Origin of the sequence: Proteus sp. G2618 (genome assembly GCF_009915995.1) — a bacterium.
GTDB classification, from domain to species: Bacteria; Pseudomonadota; Gammaproteobacteria; order Enterobacterales; family Enterobacteriaceae; genus Proteus; species Proteus terrae.
In genome coordinates this window covers 35,060-54,443 of the sequence record NZ_JAABNI010000026.1, presented here as the reverse complement: position 1 = coordinate 54,443, position 19,384 = coordinate 35,060, and the positions used below count along the sequence as shown (strand labels likewise).

Below are 19,384 nucleotides of genomic sequence, written 5' to 3'. Positions count from 1 at the left end.
AAGATGAAAAAGTTATAAGTATATTCATAAAGCTTATTTCCATCTTTAGCTTGATGGCGTATGGTATTTTCATCTGACCTTATAAAAATCATGTACCGAGGATAAAAATGAGCAAGATTTTCGAAGACAACTCGCAAACTATTGGACACACTCCCTTAATTCGCTTAAAGCATTTCGGAAATGGTAACATTCTGGCTAAAGTGGAATCTCGTAACCCAAGCTTCAGTGTAAAATGCCGTATCGGTGCCAACATGATTTGGGATGCAGAAAAGAAAGGTATTCTTAAAGAAGGCGTTGAACTTGTAGAACCTACCAGTGGTAATACAGGGATTGCTCTTGCTTATGTTGCAGCGGCTCGTGGCTACAAATTAACACTGACCATGCCAGATACCATGAGTGTAGAACGTCGTAAATTACTCAAAGCATTGGGCGCTAATTTAGTGCTGACTGAAGGCGCTAAAGGCATGAAAGGTGCCATTGATAAAGCCAATGAAATTCGCGATAGCGATCCTAAGCGTTTTCTTTTACTACAACAATTTAGCAACCCAGCTAACCCTGAAATCCATGAAAAAACCACAGGCCCAGAGATCTGGAATGATACAGATGGTGAAGTGGCTGCGGTTATTGCTGGCGTTGGTACTGGTGGTACAATTACGGGTATTGGTCGCTATTTGAAAAAGACTCAAGGTAAAGCGGTAACAATGGTTGCGGTTGAACCTACAGGCTCCCCTGTTATTACACAAGCCTTAGCTGGTGAAGAAATTAAACCAGGTCCACATAAAATCCAAGGTATTGGTGCTGGTTTTATTCCTGAAAACCTAGATTTATCGTTACTGGATCGTGTTATTCAAATCACTAACGAAGAAGCCTTTGATACAGCTCGTGAACTAATGACTAAAGAAGGTATTCTCGCAGGCATTTCTTCTGGTGCAGCGATTGCAGCAGCAGTAAAACTCGCAAAAGAGCCAGAATTTGCAAACAAAGAAATCGTGGTTATTTTACCTTCATCAGGTGAGCGTTATTTAAGCACCCCACTTTTTGCTGATATTTCTGACAGCTAAATCGCGTCATCTCAATTGTAAAATATTTATTAAAAAAGCACCTAAATGGTGCTTTTTTTGTGGTAGAGATCAAAGTTTGTCATCCAGACAGGTGATTTATTTCTTCGAGTTTAGTATTTAATCAATTAATTATTTCGAAGGTCGAAATTAATCAGAAAATAACCGAGATGACAAAAACAAACTCTTTTATCTTTCTGAACACTATTTTTATCAGATGACGCTTTACGACTTAATATTATCTGATATTGCTACGCAAAGCAGGACAAATTCATCTACACTTACTAAGTCCTGACTTAATGTGAACAATTGAGTTATAAAAGGAAAAAATCCTATGTACCAGCAAGAAGTTACTATTACAGCACCAAACGGCTTACATACTCGTCCTGCGGCACAATTTGTAAAAGAAGCCAAAACATTCTCTTCTGATATCACACTTATCTCTAGCGGTAAATCTGCCAGCGCTAAGAGCCTTTTCAAATTACAAACTTTAGGCTTAACCCAAGGTACTGTAGTGACTATCTCTGCTGAAGGCGAAGATGAAAAACAAGCTGTTGAAGCGTTAGTAAAATTAATGGCGGAATTAGAGTAATTCGCGATTAAGCTTTAACACAGTACTTATTCCCCTGAAACTATTCAGGGGAGATTAATAATCTCAATGATGATTTTAAAACAACAGTATTTTGCAATCCTATTCTTTTAAGATTATCACCAGCAAGTCGTAGGATAAATTATGATTTCAGGAATTTTAGCATCACCCGGTATCGCATTTGGTCAAACCCTTCTCCTCAAAGAAGAACCTATCATCATTAGCCAACGTAAGATCCAAAGTGATGAGATTGAGAATCAAATCGAACGCTTTAAAGACGGTCGTAACAAATCTGCACAACAACTAGAAATCATTAAAGAGCGTGCAGAAAAGAACCTTGGTGCGGATAAAGCCGAAATTTTTGAAGGCCATATCATGTTGCTAGAAGATGAAGAGTTAGAACAAGAAATTGTTACTCTCATCAAAAGCGACAAAAAAACCGCTGAAGCTGCAGTTCAATCTGTTATTGAAGATCAAGCAACTGCATTAGAAGCATTAGACGATGAATACCTAAAAGAACGTGCTGCTGATGTTCGCGATATTGGTAAACGCTTAATGCGCAATATCTTAGAGATGCCAATTATCGATTTAAGCGCTATCTCAGAAAAAGTGATTTTAGTTGCAACTGACCTTACCCCTTCTGAAACTGCACAATTAAGCTTAGACAACGTATTAGGTTTTATCACTGACTTAGGTGGTAGAACATCTCACACTTCTATCATGGCTCGTTCATTAGAAATTCCAGCGATTGTGGGAACATCTAATGCGACACAAACCATTAAAAAAGACGATTATCTCGTTCTTGATGCGATTAATAACAAAATCATTATTAATCCATCAGATGAGGAACTAGAAACATTAAAAGCTATCAAAGAAGAGTACCTGCACGAAAAAGAAGAATTAGCAAAACTCAAAGATTTACCTGCTATTACACTTGATGGGCATCAAGTCGAAGTTTGCGCTAATATTGGTACAGTTCGAGATGTTGCTGGTGCTGAACGTAACGGTGCTGAAGGTGTTGGTCTGTATCGTACCGAATTCTTATTTATGGATAGAGACTCTTTACCAACAGAAGATGAGCAATTCCAAGCCTATAAAGCGGTAGCAGAAGCTGTTGGAAGTCCTGCGGTCATTATTCGTACTATGGATATTGGCGGTGATAAAGACTTACCTTACATGAACCTACCAAAAGAAGAGAACCCATTCTTAGGTTGGCGTGCAATTCGTATTTGTCTTGACCGTAAAGAGATCCTTCATTCGCAATTACGTGCTATCTTAAGAGCATCTGCTTTTGGTAAACTACGCATTATGTTTCCAATGATTATCTCTGTTGAAGAGATCCGTGCATTGAAAGCAGAACTTGAGATACTGAAAAGCCAGCTTCGTGAAGAAAAGAAAGCTTTTGATGAATCTATTGAAGTCGGTGTGATGGTAGAAACCCCAGCCGCAGCAGTAATGGCTCGTCATATGGCAAAAGAAGTTGACTTTTTTAGTATTGGGACTAACGATCTAACACAATATACTCTGGCTGTAGACCGTGGAAATGAGCTGATATCTCATCTATATAATCCAATGTCACCTGCAGTACTCAACCTGATTAAACAGGTGATTGATGCATCACATGCAGAAGGTAAATGGACTGGAATGTGTGGTGAACTTGCTGGAGATGAACGAGCAACATTGCTCCTTCTCGGCATGGGATTAGATGAGTTTAGTATGAGTGCTATTTCAATTCCTCGCATCAAAAAAGTGATCCGTAATGCGAATTACGATGATGCTAAAGCACTGGCAGAACAAGCACTTGCTCAGCCAACTGCAAAAGAATTGATGGACTTAGTAGAAACTTTTACTAAAGAAAAGACACTGTGCTAATCGCATTAGCCAGAGCCCGGTCCCAACTACAATAATTAGGAGAAGATTCATGGGTCTGTTTGATAAATTAAAATCACTGGTTTCAGAGGAAAAGAAAGGCAGTGGCACGATTGATATTGTTGCACCACTTTCTGGTGAAATCGTCAATATCGAAGATGTTCCTGATGTTGTTTTCGCTGAAAAAATCGTAGGTGACGGTATTGCTATCAAACCTGCTGGTAATAAAATTGTTGCGCCAGTCGATGGTACTATCGGTAAAATTTTCGAGACTAACCATGCTTTCTCTATTGAGTCTGACAACGGTATCGAGTTATTTGTCCACTTCGGTATCGACACTGTTGAACTGAAAGGTGAAGGGTTTAAACGTATCGCTGAAGAAGGTCAGCAAGTAAAAGTCGGTGATACTATTTTAGAATTTGACTTGGCTGTCTTAGAAGAAAAAGCAAAATCAGTTCTAACGCCAGTTGTTATCTCTAATATGGATGAAATCCAAGGTTTAACCAAAATGACAGGCCCAGTTACTGTTGGTGAAACCGTTATAATTCAGATTAAAAAATAATTTTCTGTAAAGTTCTCTATTTAAACCGCCACCCATATGTGGCGGTTTTTTTATACTCAAAACCCCAAGACCAAAGACCAAAGACCAAAGACCAAAGACTCTAAATAATTCAAGATGTAGCTAGGCGACAAGGGAACAAGTCGCTAGGAACATACTCAAGTATGTGACTAGTGCGAATGAGCGCAGTCAACAACGCTACAACTTAAATTATGACGAGTAAACGCCTGTCGACAAATAACGATCCCCCCTATCACAAACAATCGCAACAATCACCGCACCAGGATTCTCTCTTGCAACGCGCAGAGCGCCAGCAACAGCTCCTCCAGAGCTTACTCCACAGAAGATACCCTCTTGTCTGGCTAAAAGGCGCATTGTTGATTCTGCTTCGGTTTGTGACATATCTATCACACTATCCACCAGCTCTTTTTTAAAGATTCCCGGCAAATAAGCCGGTGACCAACGACGAATACCTGGGATCTGACTTTTTTCCTCAGGCTGAAGACCAATAATTTGCACGCTATCAGATTGTGTTTTTAAATAACTACCCACACCAGTGATCGTCCCTGTTGTTCCCATACTCGAAACAAAATGCGTAATACGACCTTGTGTTTGTTGCCAAATTTCAGGGCCAGTGGAAATAAAATGAGCCCTTGGATTATCTGGGTTATTAAATTGGTCTAATACCTTACCTTCGCCCCGTTGTTCCATCTGTTGTGCGAGATCTCGCGCACCTTCCATACCGACTTCACGACTCACTAAAATCAACTCTGCGCCATAAGCTTGCATTGATGCTTGACGCTCTTTACTCATATTTTCAGGCATTAACAGCTTTAAACGGTAACCTTTTACCGCTGCAATCATCGCCAAGGCAATACCTGTATTACCACTGGTTGCTTCTATCAGCGTATCACCCGGTTTTATCTCACCGCGTAATTCCGCTTGTTCTATCATCGATAATGCAGCTCTGTCTTTTACTGAACCTGCGGGATTATTGCCTTCAAGCTTAACCCAGATTTCAGCATCTACCTCTTGTGTAAGTCGTTGTAGTTTTACTAATGGTGTATTACCAATAAATTGTTCTAACCCTGCCACAATAAGTTCCTGCTCATTTGTTTGTCTGTATTAATGAAGAAATCACATTTAACTTATTAACGCAATAATATTAACGTAATTCGACAAGTCTCTTTGTTTTCATAGAAACTAAAATACCCATGCCAAAATAAGCATGGGTGAAAAATCGCGAAATGAAATGATAGATTAATAATAAAATTAGGCGGTATAGGCTAACGACACCGTATTTAAGGTAGTATCCCCCGTATATAAACGGGCTTGAGCACCTCCCATATAATAGGTATTTCCTTTTGTTGGCGCCGAAGAAATATCATTCCAGACTGCAGTAATCGGTGCTTCACTCCATCCTAATGGCTGTAAAATCAACTGCCAATAATGCCCTTTTGGTGAGACCTCAATAACCTTAACAGGCAATCGGCAAACACTATTGGCATGTACACTTAATGCTATTTCCCAAGGACGTAAAAACACATCTACTGAACCTTGATAAAGCGGTGTCACCGATAATGGCAAGTGATATCCGCCAATCTGTAATTGAGCGCCATTAATTTCGCCTTGTAGATGATTCACATCACCTAAAAACTCTAAAACAAAGCGACTTTTTGGTGATTGCCATACTTCTTGTGGTGTACCTACTTGCTCTATTTTACCATTTCCCATAATCACAATGCGATCAGCCACTTCCATTGCTTCTTGTTGATCATGAGTAACAAAGACACTGGTAAATTTAAGCTCTTCATGCAATTCACGTAACCAACGGCGTAATTCCGTTCTTACCTTGGCATCTAAAGCGCCAAAAGGCTCATCGAGTAATAAGATTTGAGGTTCGACAGCCAAAGCTCTTGCTAAAGCGACACGCTGTTTTTGTCCACCAGATAATTGTGCTGGATAACGTTGCGCTAAATGAGGTAATTGGATCATCTCTAACAACTGCTGCACTTTTTTATAAATAGCTTCTTTGTTAGGACGCTCTCGTCGAGGCAATACCGTTAGACCAAAAGCGATATTCTCAAATACAGTCATATGGCGAAACAGCGCATAGTGCTGAAAAACAAAACCAACTTTGCGATCCCGAGCATGTAATCGACTAACATCTTGCCCCTCAAAACAAATACTTCCTTGGGTTTGATGTTCAAGGCCTGCAATAATACGCAAAAGCGTTGTTTTACCTGATCCTGAAGGCCCTAACAGCGCCACCATTTCACCTGAGGCTACATCAAGGTTGACATCATGCAACACTTCAGTGCGATCAAAATATTTTGTGACACTATTAATTTCAATACTCATATTTTGCCTCTACTTTGTGAAAATATGATGTCATTGCTGACGAGCTAAATGCCATTGCAATGCACTTTTAAACATTAAGGTGAATATCGCCATCATGGCGAGTAATGCAGCCGCAGTAAATGCCCCAACGGTATTGTAATCTTGATGCAGTAATTCAACTTGTAACGGTAGTGAATAGGTTTCGCCACGAATAGCACCAGAGACCACAGAAACTGCACCAAATTCACCGATGGCCCTAGCGTTGGTTAATACCACGCCATATAACAATGCCCAGCGAATATTTGGTAACGTCACTCGCCAAAACATTTTCCAACCGCTCGCTCCCAATAACACGGCGGCTTCATCTTCTTGACTGCCTTGGCTCATCATCACTGGTACCAGTTCTCTCACCACAAAAGGACAAGTGACAAATACCGTAACTAATACCATTCCTGGCCATGAGAACATAAGTTGGATATCAAACTGAGATAACCATTGCCCTGCCCATCCATTGCTACCGTAAAAAAGCAGATAAAGTAATCCAGCAACCACTGGAGACACTGCAAATGGAATATCAATCAATGTCATTAATAGCTGGCGCCCCGGGAAACGAAAACGTGTGACGAGCCATGCCATGCTGACACCAAACAACATATTGACAGGTACGGTGATTAACGCGATGAGTACGGTTAACCAGACAGCGTGTAACATATCGCTGTCCAATAAGTTCTCAGTAAATATTTCAATACCTTTTGAAAACGCGGTCATAAAGATCCACGCAATAGGCACAACTAAAAATAAAATGGATAACACAACACCGGTAAGGATTAATCCCCACTTCACCCAATCAATTTTACGACAATCAACAGAGCGTTGTTGCATAATATCTGACATCAATGCCCCCTCAACCGTTGGCCAAATCGGCTTTGCAATCCATTAATTGAAAACAGTAAGACTAATGAAACAAGTAAAATCACAGAAGCAACAGCACTTGCCGCAGGATAATCAAATTCTTGTAATCGAATAAAAATCATCAAGGAAACAACTTCTGTTTGCCATGCAATATTGCCAGCAATAAAAATAACAGCACCAAACTCACCTAAACTGCGTGTAAAAGAGAGTGCGGTTCCCGCTATTAGTGCTGGTGATAACTCAGGTAATACAACCTTACGAAATGTTTGCCAACGACTTGCTCCTAGCGTTTCAGCAGCTTCTTCATACTCAGGGCCTAATTCTTCAAGCACTGGCTGAACGGTTCTTACAACAAAAGGTAAACTGGTAAAAGCCATCGCAACAGCTATCCCAATCCATGTATTAATAACTTTGATATCAAATTTATCCAATACAAAACCGTACCAGCCTTGTGTTGAAAAAAGCGTCGCAAGCGTGAGGCCAGCAACAGCCGTAGGCAAAGCAAAAGGTAAATCCATTAAACCATCAAGCAGTTGTCTACCTGGAAAACGGTAACGAGTAATGATCCACGCAAGCAACATACCGAAAACTGCATTAAAAATACTGGCAACGCCTGCTGCGAGTAATGTGACTTTATAAGCAGCCACAATTTGGGGATGCGTTATCACCGCCCAATACTGAGGCCAACTCATATCAGAAAGTTGTACAACCAGCGCACTCATTGGTAACAGTAAGATCAAGCAGGTGTAAAACAGTGTTCCACCTAAACTTAATCCAAATCCTGGTAATACCCGTTTGCTGGCTGTAGTAAACATTATTGACGTCCTTGCGCTAACAACTTATCAAGCATGCCATCTGTCGTGAAATGTGTTTTCATCACGTTATTCCAGTCACCAAATACCTCTTCAATCGTAAATAATGATGTTGCTGGGAACTGTGCGGATTTTTGCGCCATGACCGCTTTATCATTTACGCGATAATTAAATTGCGTGATGATCTCTTGTGCTTTAGGACTGTATAAATAATTGAGGTAAGCTTTTGCCAGAGCTTCAGTGTCATTACGTTGTACATTTTTATCAATCCAAGCGACTGGAAACTCAGCTAAAATATCAACAGGTGGCACAATAACTTGATATTCATCTTCGCCATATTGTTGACGAATATTATTAACTTCGGATTCAAAACTGATTAGCACATCCCCAAGCCCACGCTCAATAAAAGAGGTTGTGGCGCCACGTCCTCCTGTATCAAATACCTCAACATTCTTGAGGAATTTCTTCATCGCTTCTTGGGTTTTTGCATCATTACCATAAGCTTTTTCGAAAGCACCCCACGCCGCTAAATAAGTGTAGCGACCATTGCCAGAGGTTTTAGGATTAGGGAAAACCACTTTGATATCTTCACGTGTTAAATCTTCCCATGAAGTAATGTTCTTTGGGTTTCCTTTGCGTACTAAATACGCCATAGTGGAATAATAAGGCGAGCTATTATTAGGAAGGCGTTGTTGCCAATCAGCAGGAATTAATTTGCCTTTATCATGCAGAATTTGCACATCTGTAACTTGGTTATAGGTCACTACATCTGCGGGTAAACCTTGTAATATTGCAAGTGCCTGCTTAGATGAGCCTGCATGTGATTGTTTGATGGTGACTTTATCATCAGGATGTTGAGCATCCCATTGCGTTTTAAAATCGCTATTTAGCTGTGTGAATAACTCTCTTGCGATATCGTAAGAGCTATTAAGTAATTGAGCAGCTCCAGCATAACTACTAACAACCAAAGACAATGCTGCGGTTGCTTGTAATGCAAAGGTTCTAATTGTGTTTTTCTTCATCAAAAGTACCCATCATTGTAAGTTTTGTTCTAATGGTTACTCTATCGACTTTATTTATAACAGTGTAGTTAGCTTTTGTTATTTGATATAACTATAAGTTATCAAAACTGAATAAAACTCAGGCTAATTAATTAAATTTACATCGATTGTTATTAACGTGAAAAAAATTCAGACAAAAATGCCCGCATTTAAAGCAGGCATTTCATTAATAAAAACGTATTTAGCACGAGATAATGATTACAGCGCTTTTAATACTTCATAAGAAGGTGCGAAGTAATAACTTCCTGTTACAGGTTTACTCATACGTAAGAGATCATCATGTTTGCCATCTAATTCACCAAACATACTCAATAGTTGTTGTTCGATATTATATAAACGACCACAGTAAGCTAAAAAATATAAACCATGTTTACCGCTTGCTGTACCATAAGGTAGGCTGTGACGTAGAATGGCTAATTCTTCACCATCTTCTTCAATCACAACACGAGAAACGTGAGATGTGACATTTCGTTCAGATTCATCAAGTTCAACACTGTCTTTTTTAGTACGACCGATCATTTTTTCTTGATCTGATTCACTAAAACGAGCCCATTTCTTCAGATTGTGCTCATAACGTTGAACTAAAACATAACTACCACCAGCATCAATACCATCATTAATCAGTGCAACACCATAACGCTCATCATCTTGTGGATTTTCTGTACCATCAATAAAACCACTTAAATCACGTTCTTCTATCCAACGGAAACCATGGATTTCTTCTTCAACTTTGATTGCATCACCAAAGGCTGCAATTGCCGCTTGTGCTAATGAGAAATTGACATCATGACGCATAGATTGAATATGAATCAGAAGATCACGCTGTGTTGCAGGCGCTAAACCTTTGCCTAAAGGGCGAAAAGGTTTCAGTTCTGGTGCGCTATTTTCATCGGAAAGTTTTTTCCAAAGATCAGAGCCAAATGCAACAACTGCGCCTAGCGATGCATCAGGAAATTGCTTTTGTAAATCAGATAATGATTGCATGAATTTCTGGCATCCTTCACGCAAAGCTTCTAATTCACCTATGACCATTGCTTCGATAAAAAGACCAAATTTACTATGTGCGACTAAAATGCCACTTTGTGCATGAGACATATTGCTTTCCTAATCAATAATCAAAACACCTAGAATGATGCAGATTATATCGAATATTTTTTCCTGAAGATTTGCCTTTTAACAAAAATCGGGCAGTCTAATTATAAAATCTTCCTTATTTTATAAGGAATAGCGTGAAGGTGATTTGTTCTGCCAAATAATTTGCGTTAATGTCCAGTTAGCTAAAACTTCATCAGGTGGCATTAATCCATCAGGGCCATCCCATTGACCACTAAAGACATAACTCACTGATTTCGCTTCTGCGGATTGGCATAAAATAGTTCTCTGTTTTTCATCTTTAGGGCCTTTGCTACATGCACCAAATGCTTTTTTATAGATATCTTTAAATGGTGTACCCATCGTTGTGCCCCAATCCGTCGTTGCTTTGGCATCAAAGACTTCTATTTTTTCAACAGTACCTTTCTCTTTGCCATAGAAAGCCACTTGAACGTTCTTATCTTCGAGAGCTTGGATGACAACAATAATATCACTACCTTGCATCTCCATACCTTCACGATAATTGAAGCTACCGCCTAGCTCATTTTTTATTTCACTTTCTGTTATTTTTGTCGAATTGGTGATATTACCTAATCCATTGGCAGAAACAGTTAGCGTATTATTTGAAAACCAATTCATCGGATTTAATGCAGAAAAAGACATTCCTCCCATGGATGAACAGCCACTTAATAGCAAAACACTTGCGCTTAAACACAAGGGTAACCAAAACTTAGGCATCATTTGTTTCTCCGTTAAACTTCTTCGTCACACATTAAAATAGATACTGAGGTATTAAACACACCTTATCTTACTCTTTGTATCACCTCAATCATCAGGCTAAAACAGTCGCACTAAGTCAGCATAACAAAATATCTACTGATTTGATCTTAGATAACCACATGAAAAGAAAGCCTAGTTACGACCATTAACAGAACATTTTGTTCCACAGAAAAGGTAATATCAGATTTTACGCATAAAATGAGGGGTACAAAGGTAAGAATAGAAACAAAGAAAAAAGAGATAAATAGAAAAAAAGAGAAATAACCCCTAAAGATATCAGGGGCTTTAAATACAATTAAAGATCAAAATCCTGATCAACAATTAATCGCTTAGTATAAGTTGTGCTTTCTTGGTTTTGATCTTCATACAACAACTTCTCAAACATACAAATTGTTGCATCATTTTCTTCTGGTACAACTAATGTAATTTGAGGACACCCTTTCGCTATTAGCTTTTTCTCTAATCGAGAAATCAATGCATTCGCAATGCCTCTTCCTCGAAAGTCTGGGTGAACGCCTAAATAGTATAAAGAGCCACGATGACCATCGTAGCCTCCCATCACAGTACCCACAATCTCACCAGCCACTTCTGCTATCAGAAATAAATCGGGTGAGTGGTTTAATTTTCTTTCAATATCAATTTCAGGATCGTTATCAGGCGATATCAAATCGCAACGCTCCCAAAGTGTAATAATTGCCTCAAAATCATCTTGGCGAAATACACGTATTTCCATGGTTTTGCCCATTATCGGTCATATAAATCTGAATTTATTATCGCTTGTTTGGTTTATGAATCAACTTGAAAATGAGAACATAGACAATATGGAGTTCTATTTTTAATAAATATGATAAAAATTGTAGGTTATTATGAATTTACCTGATATTCATCGCGTTAAAGAGTTTTTCTTATCACTACAAGATACGATTTGTCACTCTCTTGAAAACATAGACCAAAAAGCCACTTTTCAGCAAGATAACTGGGAAAGAAAAGAAGGAGGTGGCGGTCGTACTCGCGTTTTAACCAATGGTGCTCTTTTTGAACAAGCTGGTGTTAATTTTTCGCATGTTTATGGCGACACATTACCAAAATCTGCCACGGCACATCGTCCTGAATTGGCGGGACGCCGTTTTCAAGCAATGGGTGTTTCCTTAGTTATTCACCCTCTTAATCCTTATATTCCGACTTCTCATGCCAATGTCCGTTTTTTTATTGCTGAAAAAGACGGTGAGGAGCCTGTATGGTGGTTTGGTGGTGGTTTTGACTTAACCCCTTATTATGGATTTGAAGAGGACGTCATTCATTGGCATAAGGTTGCTAAATCAGTTTGTACACCTTTCAGTGAGGATTATTACCCTCGTTATAAAAAATGGTGTGATGATTACTTTTATATTAAACACCGCAATGAACCTCGTGGTGTAGGTGGTCTTTTCTTTGATGATTTAAATACCCCTGATTTTGACCACTGTTTCGAGTTTGTCCAACATGTAGGACTTGGTTATCTTGATGCCTATTTACCTATTGTTGAAAAGCGGAAATCAATGCCTTGGAGTGAGCGTGAACGCCAATTCCAACTCTACCGCCGTGGTCGTTATGTTGAATTCAATTTAGTCTGGGATAGAGGTACATTATTTGGTTTGCAAAGTGGCGGTAGAACAGAGTCAATCTTAATGTCTATGCCACCTTTAGTCCGTTTTGAATATGATTACTCCCCTGAACCAAATACCCCAGAAGCAAAGTTATACAGTGACTTTTTGATCCAAAAAGAGTGGGTGTAGAGAAAATAAATCATTAACGATAAAGCCACATTATAAGTGTGGCTTTATTGAAGTAAAACTACAGGTTTAATGACAAAAATTTTCTAAAATTAATTAAACAAAAACGCCAATACCCCTGTAACTTTATTTTTATTTTCCCAGCCTTCTCCTCTCATACAGGTATTAAAATAATCCCTACGCTGCCATTCATTCGCATCTGAAGAAAAAGATGTCCCAGCCCCTGAATTTGGAATATCTTTACCATTTATTTTCATTGGAGCAAAAGAAGGCTGACTTGAAGCCACATATCTCGCAGGATATCGCGTATTGGCTTCTTGCATACACATATTTTTAGCGATATCTAAAGGAGATGGTGTGCTGGTGTTTGCTTCCCATTTTTCGGATGTTGCACAAGCAGAAAGCATTAAAATTGATATAATGATAATTGTTTTTTTCAAAGTAATAGCTCATTAATACGAATAGGGATTAATTACATTTTAAATTATTATTTAAAAAATTAAATTAAGCTTTTATGAAATATAAAAAAGCCACATAAAAATGTGGCTTTTCATTTAAATAAGAAATTTAATTATCTTATTTCGATTTCTTCAAATGTGACATTAAACGCTTACGTTTACGCAACTGAGATTGTGTTAATTTATTTTTCTTATCCGCATAAGGGTTTTCACCCTCTTTAAATTGAATACGGATCGGCGTACCCATAACTTGCAGAGTACGACGGAAATAGTTCATCAAATAGCGCTTATAGCTATCTGGTAAATCAGTTACCTGATTACCATGGATAACCACAACTGGTGGATTATAACCGCCGGCGTGTGCATATTTCATTTTTACGCGACGTCCACGGACAATCGGTGGCTGATGATCATCTTCTGCCATCTTCATGATACGAGTCAGCATAGAAGTCCCTACGCGACGCGTTGCACAGACATAAGCCTCTTGAATAGATTCAAAAAGATTACCCACGCCACTACCATGTAATGCAGAAATAAAGTGAACACGCGCAAAGTCAACAAAGCCCAATTTAAGATCAAGCATTGCTTTAACTTGTTCGCGATCGTCTTGTGTCATTCCATCCCATTTATTGACAGCAATAACTAATGAGCGGCCAGCATTCAGAATATAACCTAATAATGAAAGATCCTGATCTGAAATACCTTCACGAGCATCAATAACCAGTAATGCAACGTTAGAATCTTCAATAGCTTGTAGCGTTTTGATAACAGAGAATTTTTCTACTGTTTCTTTTACTTTACCGCGTTTACGAACACCCGCAGTATCAATGATGATATATTCTTTCTCATCACGTTCCATTGGGATATAGATACTATCACGCGTTGTACCCGGCATATCGTAAACAACCACACGGTCTTCACCAAGCATACGGTTTGTCAGTGTTGATTTCCCAACATTAGGACGACCAACAATCGCTAATTTTACTGGTAATGTAGAAGGATCGAAGTCGTCTTCTTCCTCTTCTAATGCTTGTGCTTCTTGTTCTGCTTCTAAGGCAGCCCAATAAGCCGCATTCTCTTCTTCTTCAGTTAGCTCTAGCTCTTCTTCCACCACTTTACCTGTAATTGGTAATAGTGCTTGTTCAATCAATTGAGCAACACCACGACCATGGGATGCCGCGATAGGGAAGATCTCACCTAAACCTAAAGAATAAAAATCAGCTAATGCAGTATCAATATCGATACCGTCAGTTTTATTCGCAACTAAATACGTTTTTTTCTCAACACCACGAAGGTGTTTTGCAATACCTTGGTCTGCGGGCATCAAACCCGCACGTGCATCAACTAAAAACAGTACGATGTCAGCTTCTTGAATAGCCTGTAGCGATTGTGATGCCATATGGGTTTCAACACCCTCTTCAGCACCATCAATACCACCGGTATCAATAATAATAAATTCTTCGCCTTCTAACTCTGCTCGGCCATATTTACGGTCACGGGTGAGGCCTGGAAAATCAGCAACTAATGCGTCTCTTGTGCGTGTTAGTCGATTAAATAACGTGGATTTACCCACGTTAGGGCGCCCTACTAAGGCAATAACGGGTATCATTTTTTGATGCCTCATAAAAATACAATCACGAACCTGATTGTATTTTACATGTAATTACTAAAAAGACGAAACGGCTCCTTTAAAGGAGCCGTAAAATAAATAGATTTGTCAGCAATTAATTACCGACTATAAAGATAAAGCTTACCGTCACGAGCTTGGATCATCAGTTTATCTTGTACCGCTTGAGGGCGACTTAACAAACCTGAACTGTTCACTTGGTTTTGTGCAATAAATTTACCTGTGTTGGTATCAATCCAATGGAGATAACCTTCTGCATCGCCAACCACTAAATAGCCATCAAAAATAGCTGGTGCAGTTAAATTACGATGCAATAAATCTTCTTGTGTCCATAATGTCACACCATCAGATTTACGAACAGATAAAACTCGGTCATTTTGGTCAACAAGGTAAAGATTATCACCTAACAGCACCATATCATTGACTGAGCCTAAATCACGTTTCCAAAGGATTTGTCCTGAACGCATATCAAGGCTAACTAAATTACCGTTATACGCCATTGCATAAACGGTATTTTCATCAATGATTGGTGTGATATCCACATCATTTAATCGGCTAATTTCAGTAGAGCCTTTAATTTGTGAAATATTTTGTTGCCAAATTAATTGTCCTTGAGAAAGAACAACTGCACTGACGCGACCATTATCTGCACCAATGATAGCTGCACCATAAGCGACAGCAGGAGCAGACTCACCACGCAGAGATAATGATGGAGTATCTAAGTTAATAGTCCACGAAATTTCACCCGTTAATAAATCGAGTCCTTGCAACATGCCATTACTGGTATGAATAAGTACTAAACCATCACTCACAACAGGTTTTGAAATGGCTTCACCAGCAACATCTGCTTCCCAATCAATAGAGCCATCCTCAATGTTCAGTGCATATACTTTCGCCTTCTCAGTTCCCACAAAAACGCGAGTACCTGAAACGGTTAATCCACCAGAAAGTAATGCAGACTCATTGGATGAAAGAAAACCTGTTTTAATAGAGAGATCTTGTGACCAAAGCTCTTTACCTGTTTCTACCTCTAATGCTTTAACTAAACCATGGCGATCAGCGACATAAACAACTGCGCCATCCCATGTAGGTGACAAGTGAGAATAGTATTTACCAATACCATTTCCAACTGATTTGTCCCAAACCGCTTTAGGTGTAAATTGGCTCTGCACCTCAGGCAATGGAGACATTGTCACATTATCCTGTTCACTAGAACATCCTGCCAACAAAGCAGATGCTAGTAGACCAACCAGGAGAGTTTTACGCAGTTGCATGTCTGAAGATCCCTTTAATTGGATAAATTATTGAGTTTAAGTTCAACCAGTGAACGAATAGCACCCGCATTTTCATCGGTTAATGCGCTACGATAAGCGGTTGCTGCACCTGCGTTATCGCCTTTTTTCGCTAAGACATCACCACGGATATAATTTTTCATTCCATTCCATGCTTTGCCTTTCACTTGCTCTAACGAAACTAAAGCAACATCTGTTTTATCTAATGCTAATTGTACGCGAGCTAAACGAAGATTAAGCATATCTGCAAATGCGTCATTTTTTACTTTTGCCACAGCATTAGTTAGATGACGTTCACCGGTAACTAAATCATTAGCATCGATAGCGATTTGGGCAAGCTCTAATGAAGCTAAAGCGCCATAGATATCATTCGTATCAGTAACAAATTTTTCAGCTAATGCAATATTTTCAGGTGTAGGCTTAGCAAGTGCCTCACTGACAGTTGCAAAAGCACCCGCACTTTCTTGCAGACGATTAGATTGATGCGATTGCCAGTATTTCCAACCAAACACACCACCAAAACCAATAACAGCGGCTAAAACGATAGTTAAGCCGTAGTTTTTAAAGAACTGTTTAATTGCATCAACTTGTTCGTTTTCGGTGCTATAAACTTCCACAAGTCTCTCCTTAACCTAATAACAGAGTCAATTGCTGAGCGAGCTCATTGCGAGCAACGATTGTTTGTTCCCCTGAACGCAAATCTTTCACTGCAACAGTGCCGGCATTAATTTCATCTTCGCCTAAAATCAGCGCAATTTTAGCGCCTTGTTTATCAGCTCGCCCTAACTGCTTTTTAAAGTTACCATTACCGTGATTCGTCATTAAACGTAATGTTGGTAATTGATCACGAATTTCTTCAGCCAGCATTAACGCTGCGCTTTGGCTCTTATCGCCAAATGAGGCAAGATAAACATCAGCCACATTGGTGTCTGCAACAAATTCAGGGTTAACCGCTTGAACCAATAAGATCATGCGCTCCATACCCATTGCAAAACCTACAGCTGGTGTTGGATGTCCACCAAGTTGCTTTACAAGACCATCATAACGGCCACCAGCACACACTGTTCCTTGCGAACCTAATGCACTAGTAACCCACTCAAAAACAGTACGGTTATAATAATCTAAACCTCGAACTAAACGCTGATTAACACGGTATGTAATACCAACAGCGTCAAGTAGTGCACAAAGACCATCAAAGTGCGCTCTTGATTCGTCATCAAGATAATCGAAAAGTTCAGGAGCATCATTCAATAAAGTCTGAATTTCTGGATTTTTTGAGTCTAAAACACGTAATGGGTTAGAATACATACGACGTTTGCAGTCTTCATCTAGCTTATCAACATGCTGTTCTAAGAAAGCCACTAATGCTTCACGGTAATTAGCACGCGCTTCTAATGAACCAATAGAGTTAAGTTCTAATGTTACGTGCTCTGCGATACCTAACGCTTTCCACCAGCGCGCAGTTAACATAATTAATTCCGCATCAATATCTGGACCTTGTAGACCAAACACTTCTGCACCTAACTGATGGAATTGACGATAACGACCTTTTTGAGGACGCTCATAGCGGAACATTGGCCCCAAATACCATAAACGTTGTTCTTGGTTATAAAGTAAACCATGCTCAATACCCGCACGAACACAACCCGCTGTATTTTCTGGGCGTAATGTCAGGCTTTGGGCATCTTCACCGCGATCGGTAAAAGTATACATTTCTTTTTCAACAACATCGGTCACTTCACCAATTGCTCGCTGAAATAGAGGGGTATGCTCTACGATAGGTGTTCTGATTTCACTAAAGCCGTAACCCGCTAAAATTTGTTTTAGCGTATTTTCAATTTTCTGCCATACACGAGTGTCAGCAGGTAGATAGTCGTTCATACCACGAATGGCTTGGATTTTTTGTGCCACTTTTCTTCTCTAATAGTTATTAATTGATTGTTAGGCTGATTATAGAAGCGAAATCAATCAGTATTCAATGTGAAATCAATAGTAAAACTGGCTCATTGATTAATGAGCCAGTTTTTTGAGTATTATTTGTCCAATTGATTTATATTTATACGCATACTGTCATCAAGCATTGATGCCTTAGCGCGAATTTTCGCTTCTAATAAATCAATCATATTAACGTTATCAAGACGCTCTTTTTGTCTCACGCCATCTTCATAAAAACCACTACGTGTTTTAGCGCCCGTTACACCTAACGTTGAAACTTCAGCTTCACCTGGTCCATTAACCACACAGCCAATAATAGAAACATCCATAGGTGTGATGATATCTTCCAGACGCTGCTCTAATTCATTGACTGTTCCAATGACATCAAATTCTTGACGTGAACACGTTGGGCAAGCAATAAAGTTAATTCCGCGAGAGCGAATGCGTAATGATTTTAAGATATCAAAACCAACTTTAACTTCTTCAACCGGATCTGCAGCTAATGAGATCCTTAATGTATCGCCGATACCTTCTGATAATAAGATCCCAAGACCAATCGCTGATTTAACCGATCCTGCTCTTGCACCACCAGCTTCGGTGATCCCAAGATGCAGTGGTTGATCTATTTTTTTCGCTAACAAGCGGTATGAATCAACGGCAAGAAAAACATCAGAAGCTTTTACACTGACTTTAAACTGTTCGAAATTTAGTCTATCTAGAATATCCACATGACGCATGGCTGATTCAACTAACGCTTCTGGTGTCGGCTCGCCGTATTTCTCTTGAATATCTTTTTCAAGCGAACCACCGTTTACACCAATACGAATAGGAATATTGTTGTGACGAGCACAATCAACAACTTGGCGAATACGTTCTTCACTACCAATATTACCTGGATTGATGCGTAAACAATCAACACCATATTCAGCGACTTTTAATGCGATACGGTAATCAAAGTGAATATCAGCAACTAAAGGTACATTAACTTGCTGCTTAATTAACTTGAATGCTTCCGCAGCATCCATTGTTGGTACAGAAACACGAACAATATCAACCCCAACACGTTCCAGTGATTTTATCTGGCGAACAGTCGCTTCTACGTCTGTCGTTCGTGTATTCGTCATCGACTGTACCGCGATAGGAGCCCCATCGCCAATAGGTACATTACCCACATAAATTCGTGTCGATTTGCGACGAATAATAGGTGATTCTTTATGCATTGATTAAT

19 protein-coding genes are annotated in these 19,384 nt (G+C 39.3%); 5 read left to right on the top strand and 14 right to left on the bottom strand.

Annotated features, from left to right (window positions below; all coding sequences use genetic code 11):
• Positions 1–107: 107 nt before the first annotated feature.
• The 4 genes from cysK (at position 108) to crr (ending at position 4,078) form a co-directional block, all read left to right on the top strand.
• Positions 108–1,061, top strand: coding sequence for a cysteine synthase A (cysK, locus tag GWJ01_RS16780; protein ID WP_109393010.1), 954 nt, complete (start codon positions 108–110; stop codon positions 1,059–1,061).
• A 331-nt stretch (positions 1,062–1,392) separates the two neighbouring features.
• Complete coding sequence (gene ptsH, locus GWJ01_RS16775; protein WP_006533407.1) at positions 1,393–1,650, top strand: phosphocarrier protein Hpr; 258 nt, start codon at positions 1,393–1,395, stop codon at positions 1,648–1,650.
• A 141-nt stretch (positions 1,651–1,791) separates the two neighbouring features.
• Positions 1,792–3,519: a phosphoenolpyruvate-protein phosphotransferase PtsI gene (gene ptsI / locus GWJ01_RS16770; protein ID WP_109393009.1), complete on the top strand. Its 1,728-nt coding sequence runs from the start codon at positions 1,792–1,794 to the stop codon at positions 3,517–3,519.
• Between the two features lie 49 nt (positions 3,520–3,568).
• Positions 3,569–4,078 carry a PTS glucose transporter subunit IIA gene (gene crr, locus GWJ01_RS16765; RefSeq protein WP_036935451.1) on the top strand — a complete coding sequence of 170 codons (510 nt, stop codon included), beginning with the start codon at positions 3,569–3,571 and terminating at the stop codon, positions 4,076–4,078.
• Between the two features lie 207 nt (positions 4,079–4,285).
• On the opposite strand, the gene cysM is transcribed toward crr, so the two are convergent.
• The 8 genes from cysM to GWJ01_RS16725 all read right to left on the bottom strand — a co-directional run bounded on the left by cysM (position 4,286) and on the right by GWJ01_RS16725 (position 11,805).
• A complete protein-coding gene (gene cysM, locus GWJ01_RS16760; RefSeq protein WP_109393008.1) occupies positions 4,286–5,170 on the bottom strand; it encodes a cysteine synthase CysM in 885 nt (294 codons plus the stop codon).
• 177 nt (positions 5,171–5,347) lie between these two features.
• Positions 5,348–6,436 (bottom strand): sulfate/thiosulfate ABC transporter ATP-binding protein CysA, encoded by a 1,089-nt coding sequence (cysA, locus tag GWJ01_RS16755; RefSeq protein ID WP_109401875.1) that lies wholly within the window; start codon positions 6,434–6,436, stop codon positions 5,348–5,350.
• Positions 6,437–6,466: 30 nt separating this feature from the next.
• On the bottom strand, positions 6,467–7,309 hold the full coding sequence (cysW, locus tag GWJ01_RS16750) for a sulfate/thiosulfate ABC transporter permease CysW (protein WP_109393006.1): 843 nt from the start codon (positions 7,307–7,309) through the stop codon (positions 6,467–6,469).
• A complete protein-coding gene (gene cysT / locus GWJ01_RS16745; protein WP_109393005.1) occupies positions 7,309–8,142 on the bottom strand; it encodes a sulfate/thiosulfate ABC transporter permease CysT in 834 nt (277 codons plus the stop codon). The genes cysW and cysT overlap by 1 nt, the downstream gene beginning before the upstream one ends.
• The gene (cysP, locus tag GWJ01_RS16740; protein WP_161711348.1) at positions 8,142–9,161 is read right to left on the bottom strand and encodes a thiosulfate ABC transporter substrate-binding protein CysP; all 1,020 of its coding nucleotides are present in this window, start codon (positions 9,159–9,161) and stop codon (positions 8,142–8,144) included. The genes cysT and cysP overlap by 1 nt, the downstream gene beginning before the upstream one ends.
• A gap of 237 nt (positions 9,162–9,398) precedes the next feature.
• On the bottom strand, positions 9,399–10,295 hold the full coding sequence (locus GWJ01_RS16735; protein WP_109401877.1) for a Dyp-type peroxidase: 897 nt from the start codon (positions 10,293–10,295) through the stop codon (positions 9,399–9,401).
• Positions 10,296–10,415: 120 nt separating this feature from the next.
• Positions 10,416–11,033, bottom strand: coding sequence for an RpoE-regulated lipoprotein (locus tag GWJ01_RS16730; protein ID WP_227003132.1), 618 nt, complete (start codon positions 11,031–11,033; stop codon positions 10,416–10,418).
• A 334-nt stretch (positions 11,034–11,367) separates the two neighbouring features.
• Positions 11,368–11,805 carry a GNAT family acetyltransferase gene (locus GWJ01_RS16725; protein WP_109401878.1) on the bottom strand — a complete coding sequence of 146 codons (438 nt, stop codon included), beginning with the start codon at positions 11,803–11,805 and terminating at the stop codon, positions 11,368–11,370.
• A gap of 133 nt (positions 11,806–11,938) precedes the next feature.
• Between GWJ01_RS16725 and hemF the strand changes: the two genes are divergently transcribed.
• Entirely contained in the window at positions 11,939–12,847 is a 909-nt protein-coding gene (gene hemF, locus GWJ01_RS16720; RefSeq protein ID WP_109393002.1) for an oxygen-dependent coproporphyrinogen oxidase, read from the top strand.
• Positions 12,848–12,936: 89 nt separating this feature from the next.
• Here hemF and GWJ01_RS16715 read toward each other — a convergent pair whose 3' ends face one another.
• The 6 genes from GWJ01_RS16715 to ispG form a co-directional block, all read right to left on the bottom strand.
• Complete coding sequence (locus GWJ01_RS16715) at positions 12,937–13,284, bottom strand: hypothetical protein (protein ID WP_227003133.1); 348 nt, start codon at positions 13,282–13,284, stop codon at positions 12,937–12,939.
• A 136-nt stretch (positions 13,285–13,420) separates the two neighbouring features.
• The gene (der, locus tag GWJ01_RS16710) at positions 13,421–14,911 is read right to left on the bottom strand and encodes a ribosome biogenesis GTPase Der (RefSeq protein ID WP_098942308.1); all 1,491 of its coding nucleotides are present in this window, start codon (positions 14,909–14,911) and stop codon (positions 13,421–13,423) included.
• A gap of 119 nt (positions 14,912–15,030) precedes the next feature.
• Positions 15,031–16,203, bottom strand: coding sequence for an outer membrane protein assembly factor BamB (bamB, locus tag GWJ01_RS16705; RefSeq protein ID WP_109393001.1), 1,173 nt, complete (start codon positions 16,201–16,203; stop codon positions 15,031–15,033).
• 14 nt (positions 16,204–16,217) lie between these two features.
• Positions 16,218–16,838, bottom strand: a complete 621-nt coding sequence (locus tag GWJ01_RS16700) for a YfgM family protein (protein WP_109393000.1) — start codon at positions 16,836–16,838, stop codon at positions 16,218–16,220.
• A 10-nt stretch (positions 16,839–16,848) separates the two neighbouring features.
• Positions 16,849–18,132, bottom strand: coding sequence for a histidine--tRNA ligase (gene hisS / locus GWJ01_RS16695; protein WP_075670494.1), 1,284 nt, complete (start codon positions 18,130–18,132; stop codon positions 16,849–16,851).
• Between the two features lie 122 nt (positions 18,133–18,254).
• The gene (gene ispG, locus GWJ01_RS16690) at positions 18,255–19,376 is read right to left on the bottom strand and encodes a flavodoxin-dependent (E)-4-hydroxy-3-methylbut-2-enyl-diphosphate synthase (protein ID WP_023581634.1); all 1,122 of its coding nucleotides are present in this window, start codon (positions 19,374–19,376) and stop codon (positions 18,255–18,257) included.
• Positions 19,377–19,384: the final 8 nt, after the last annotated feature.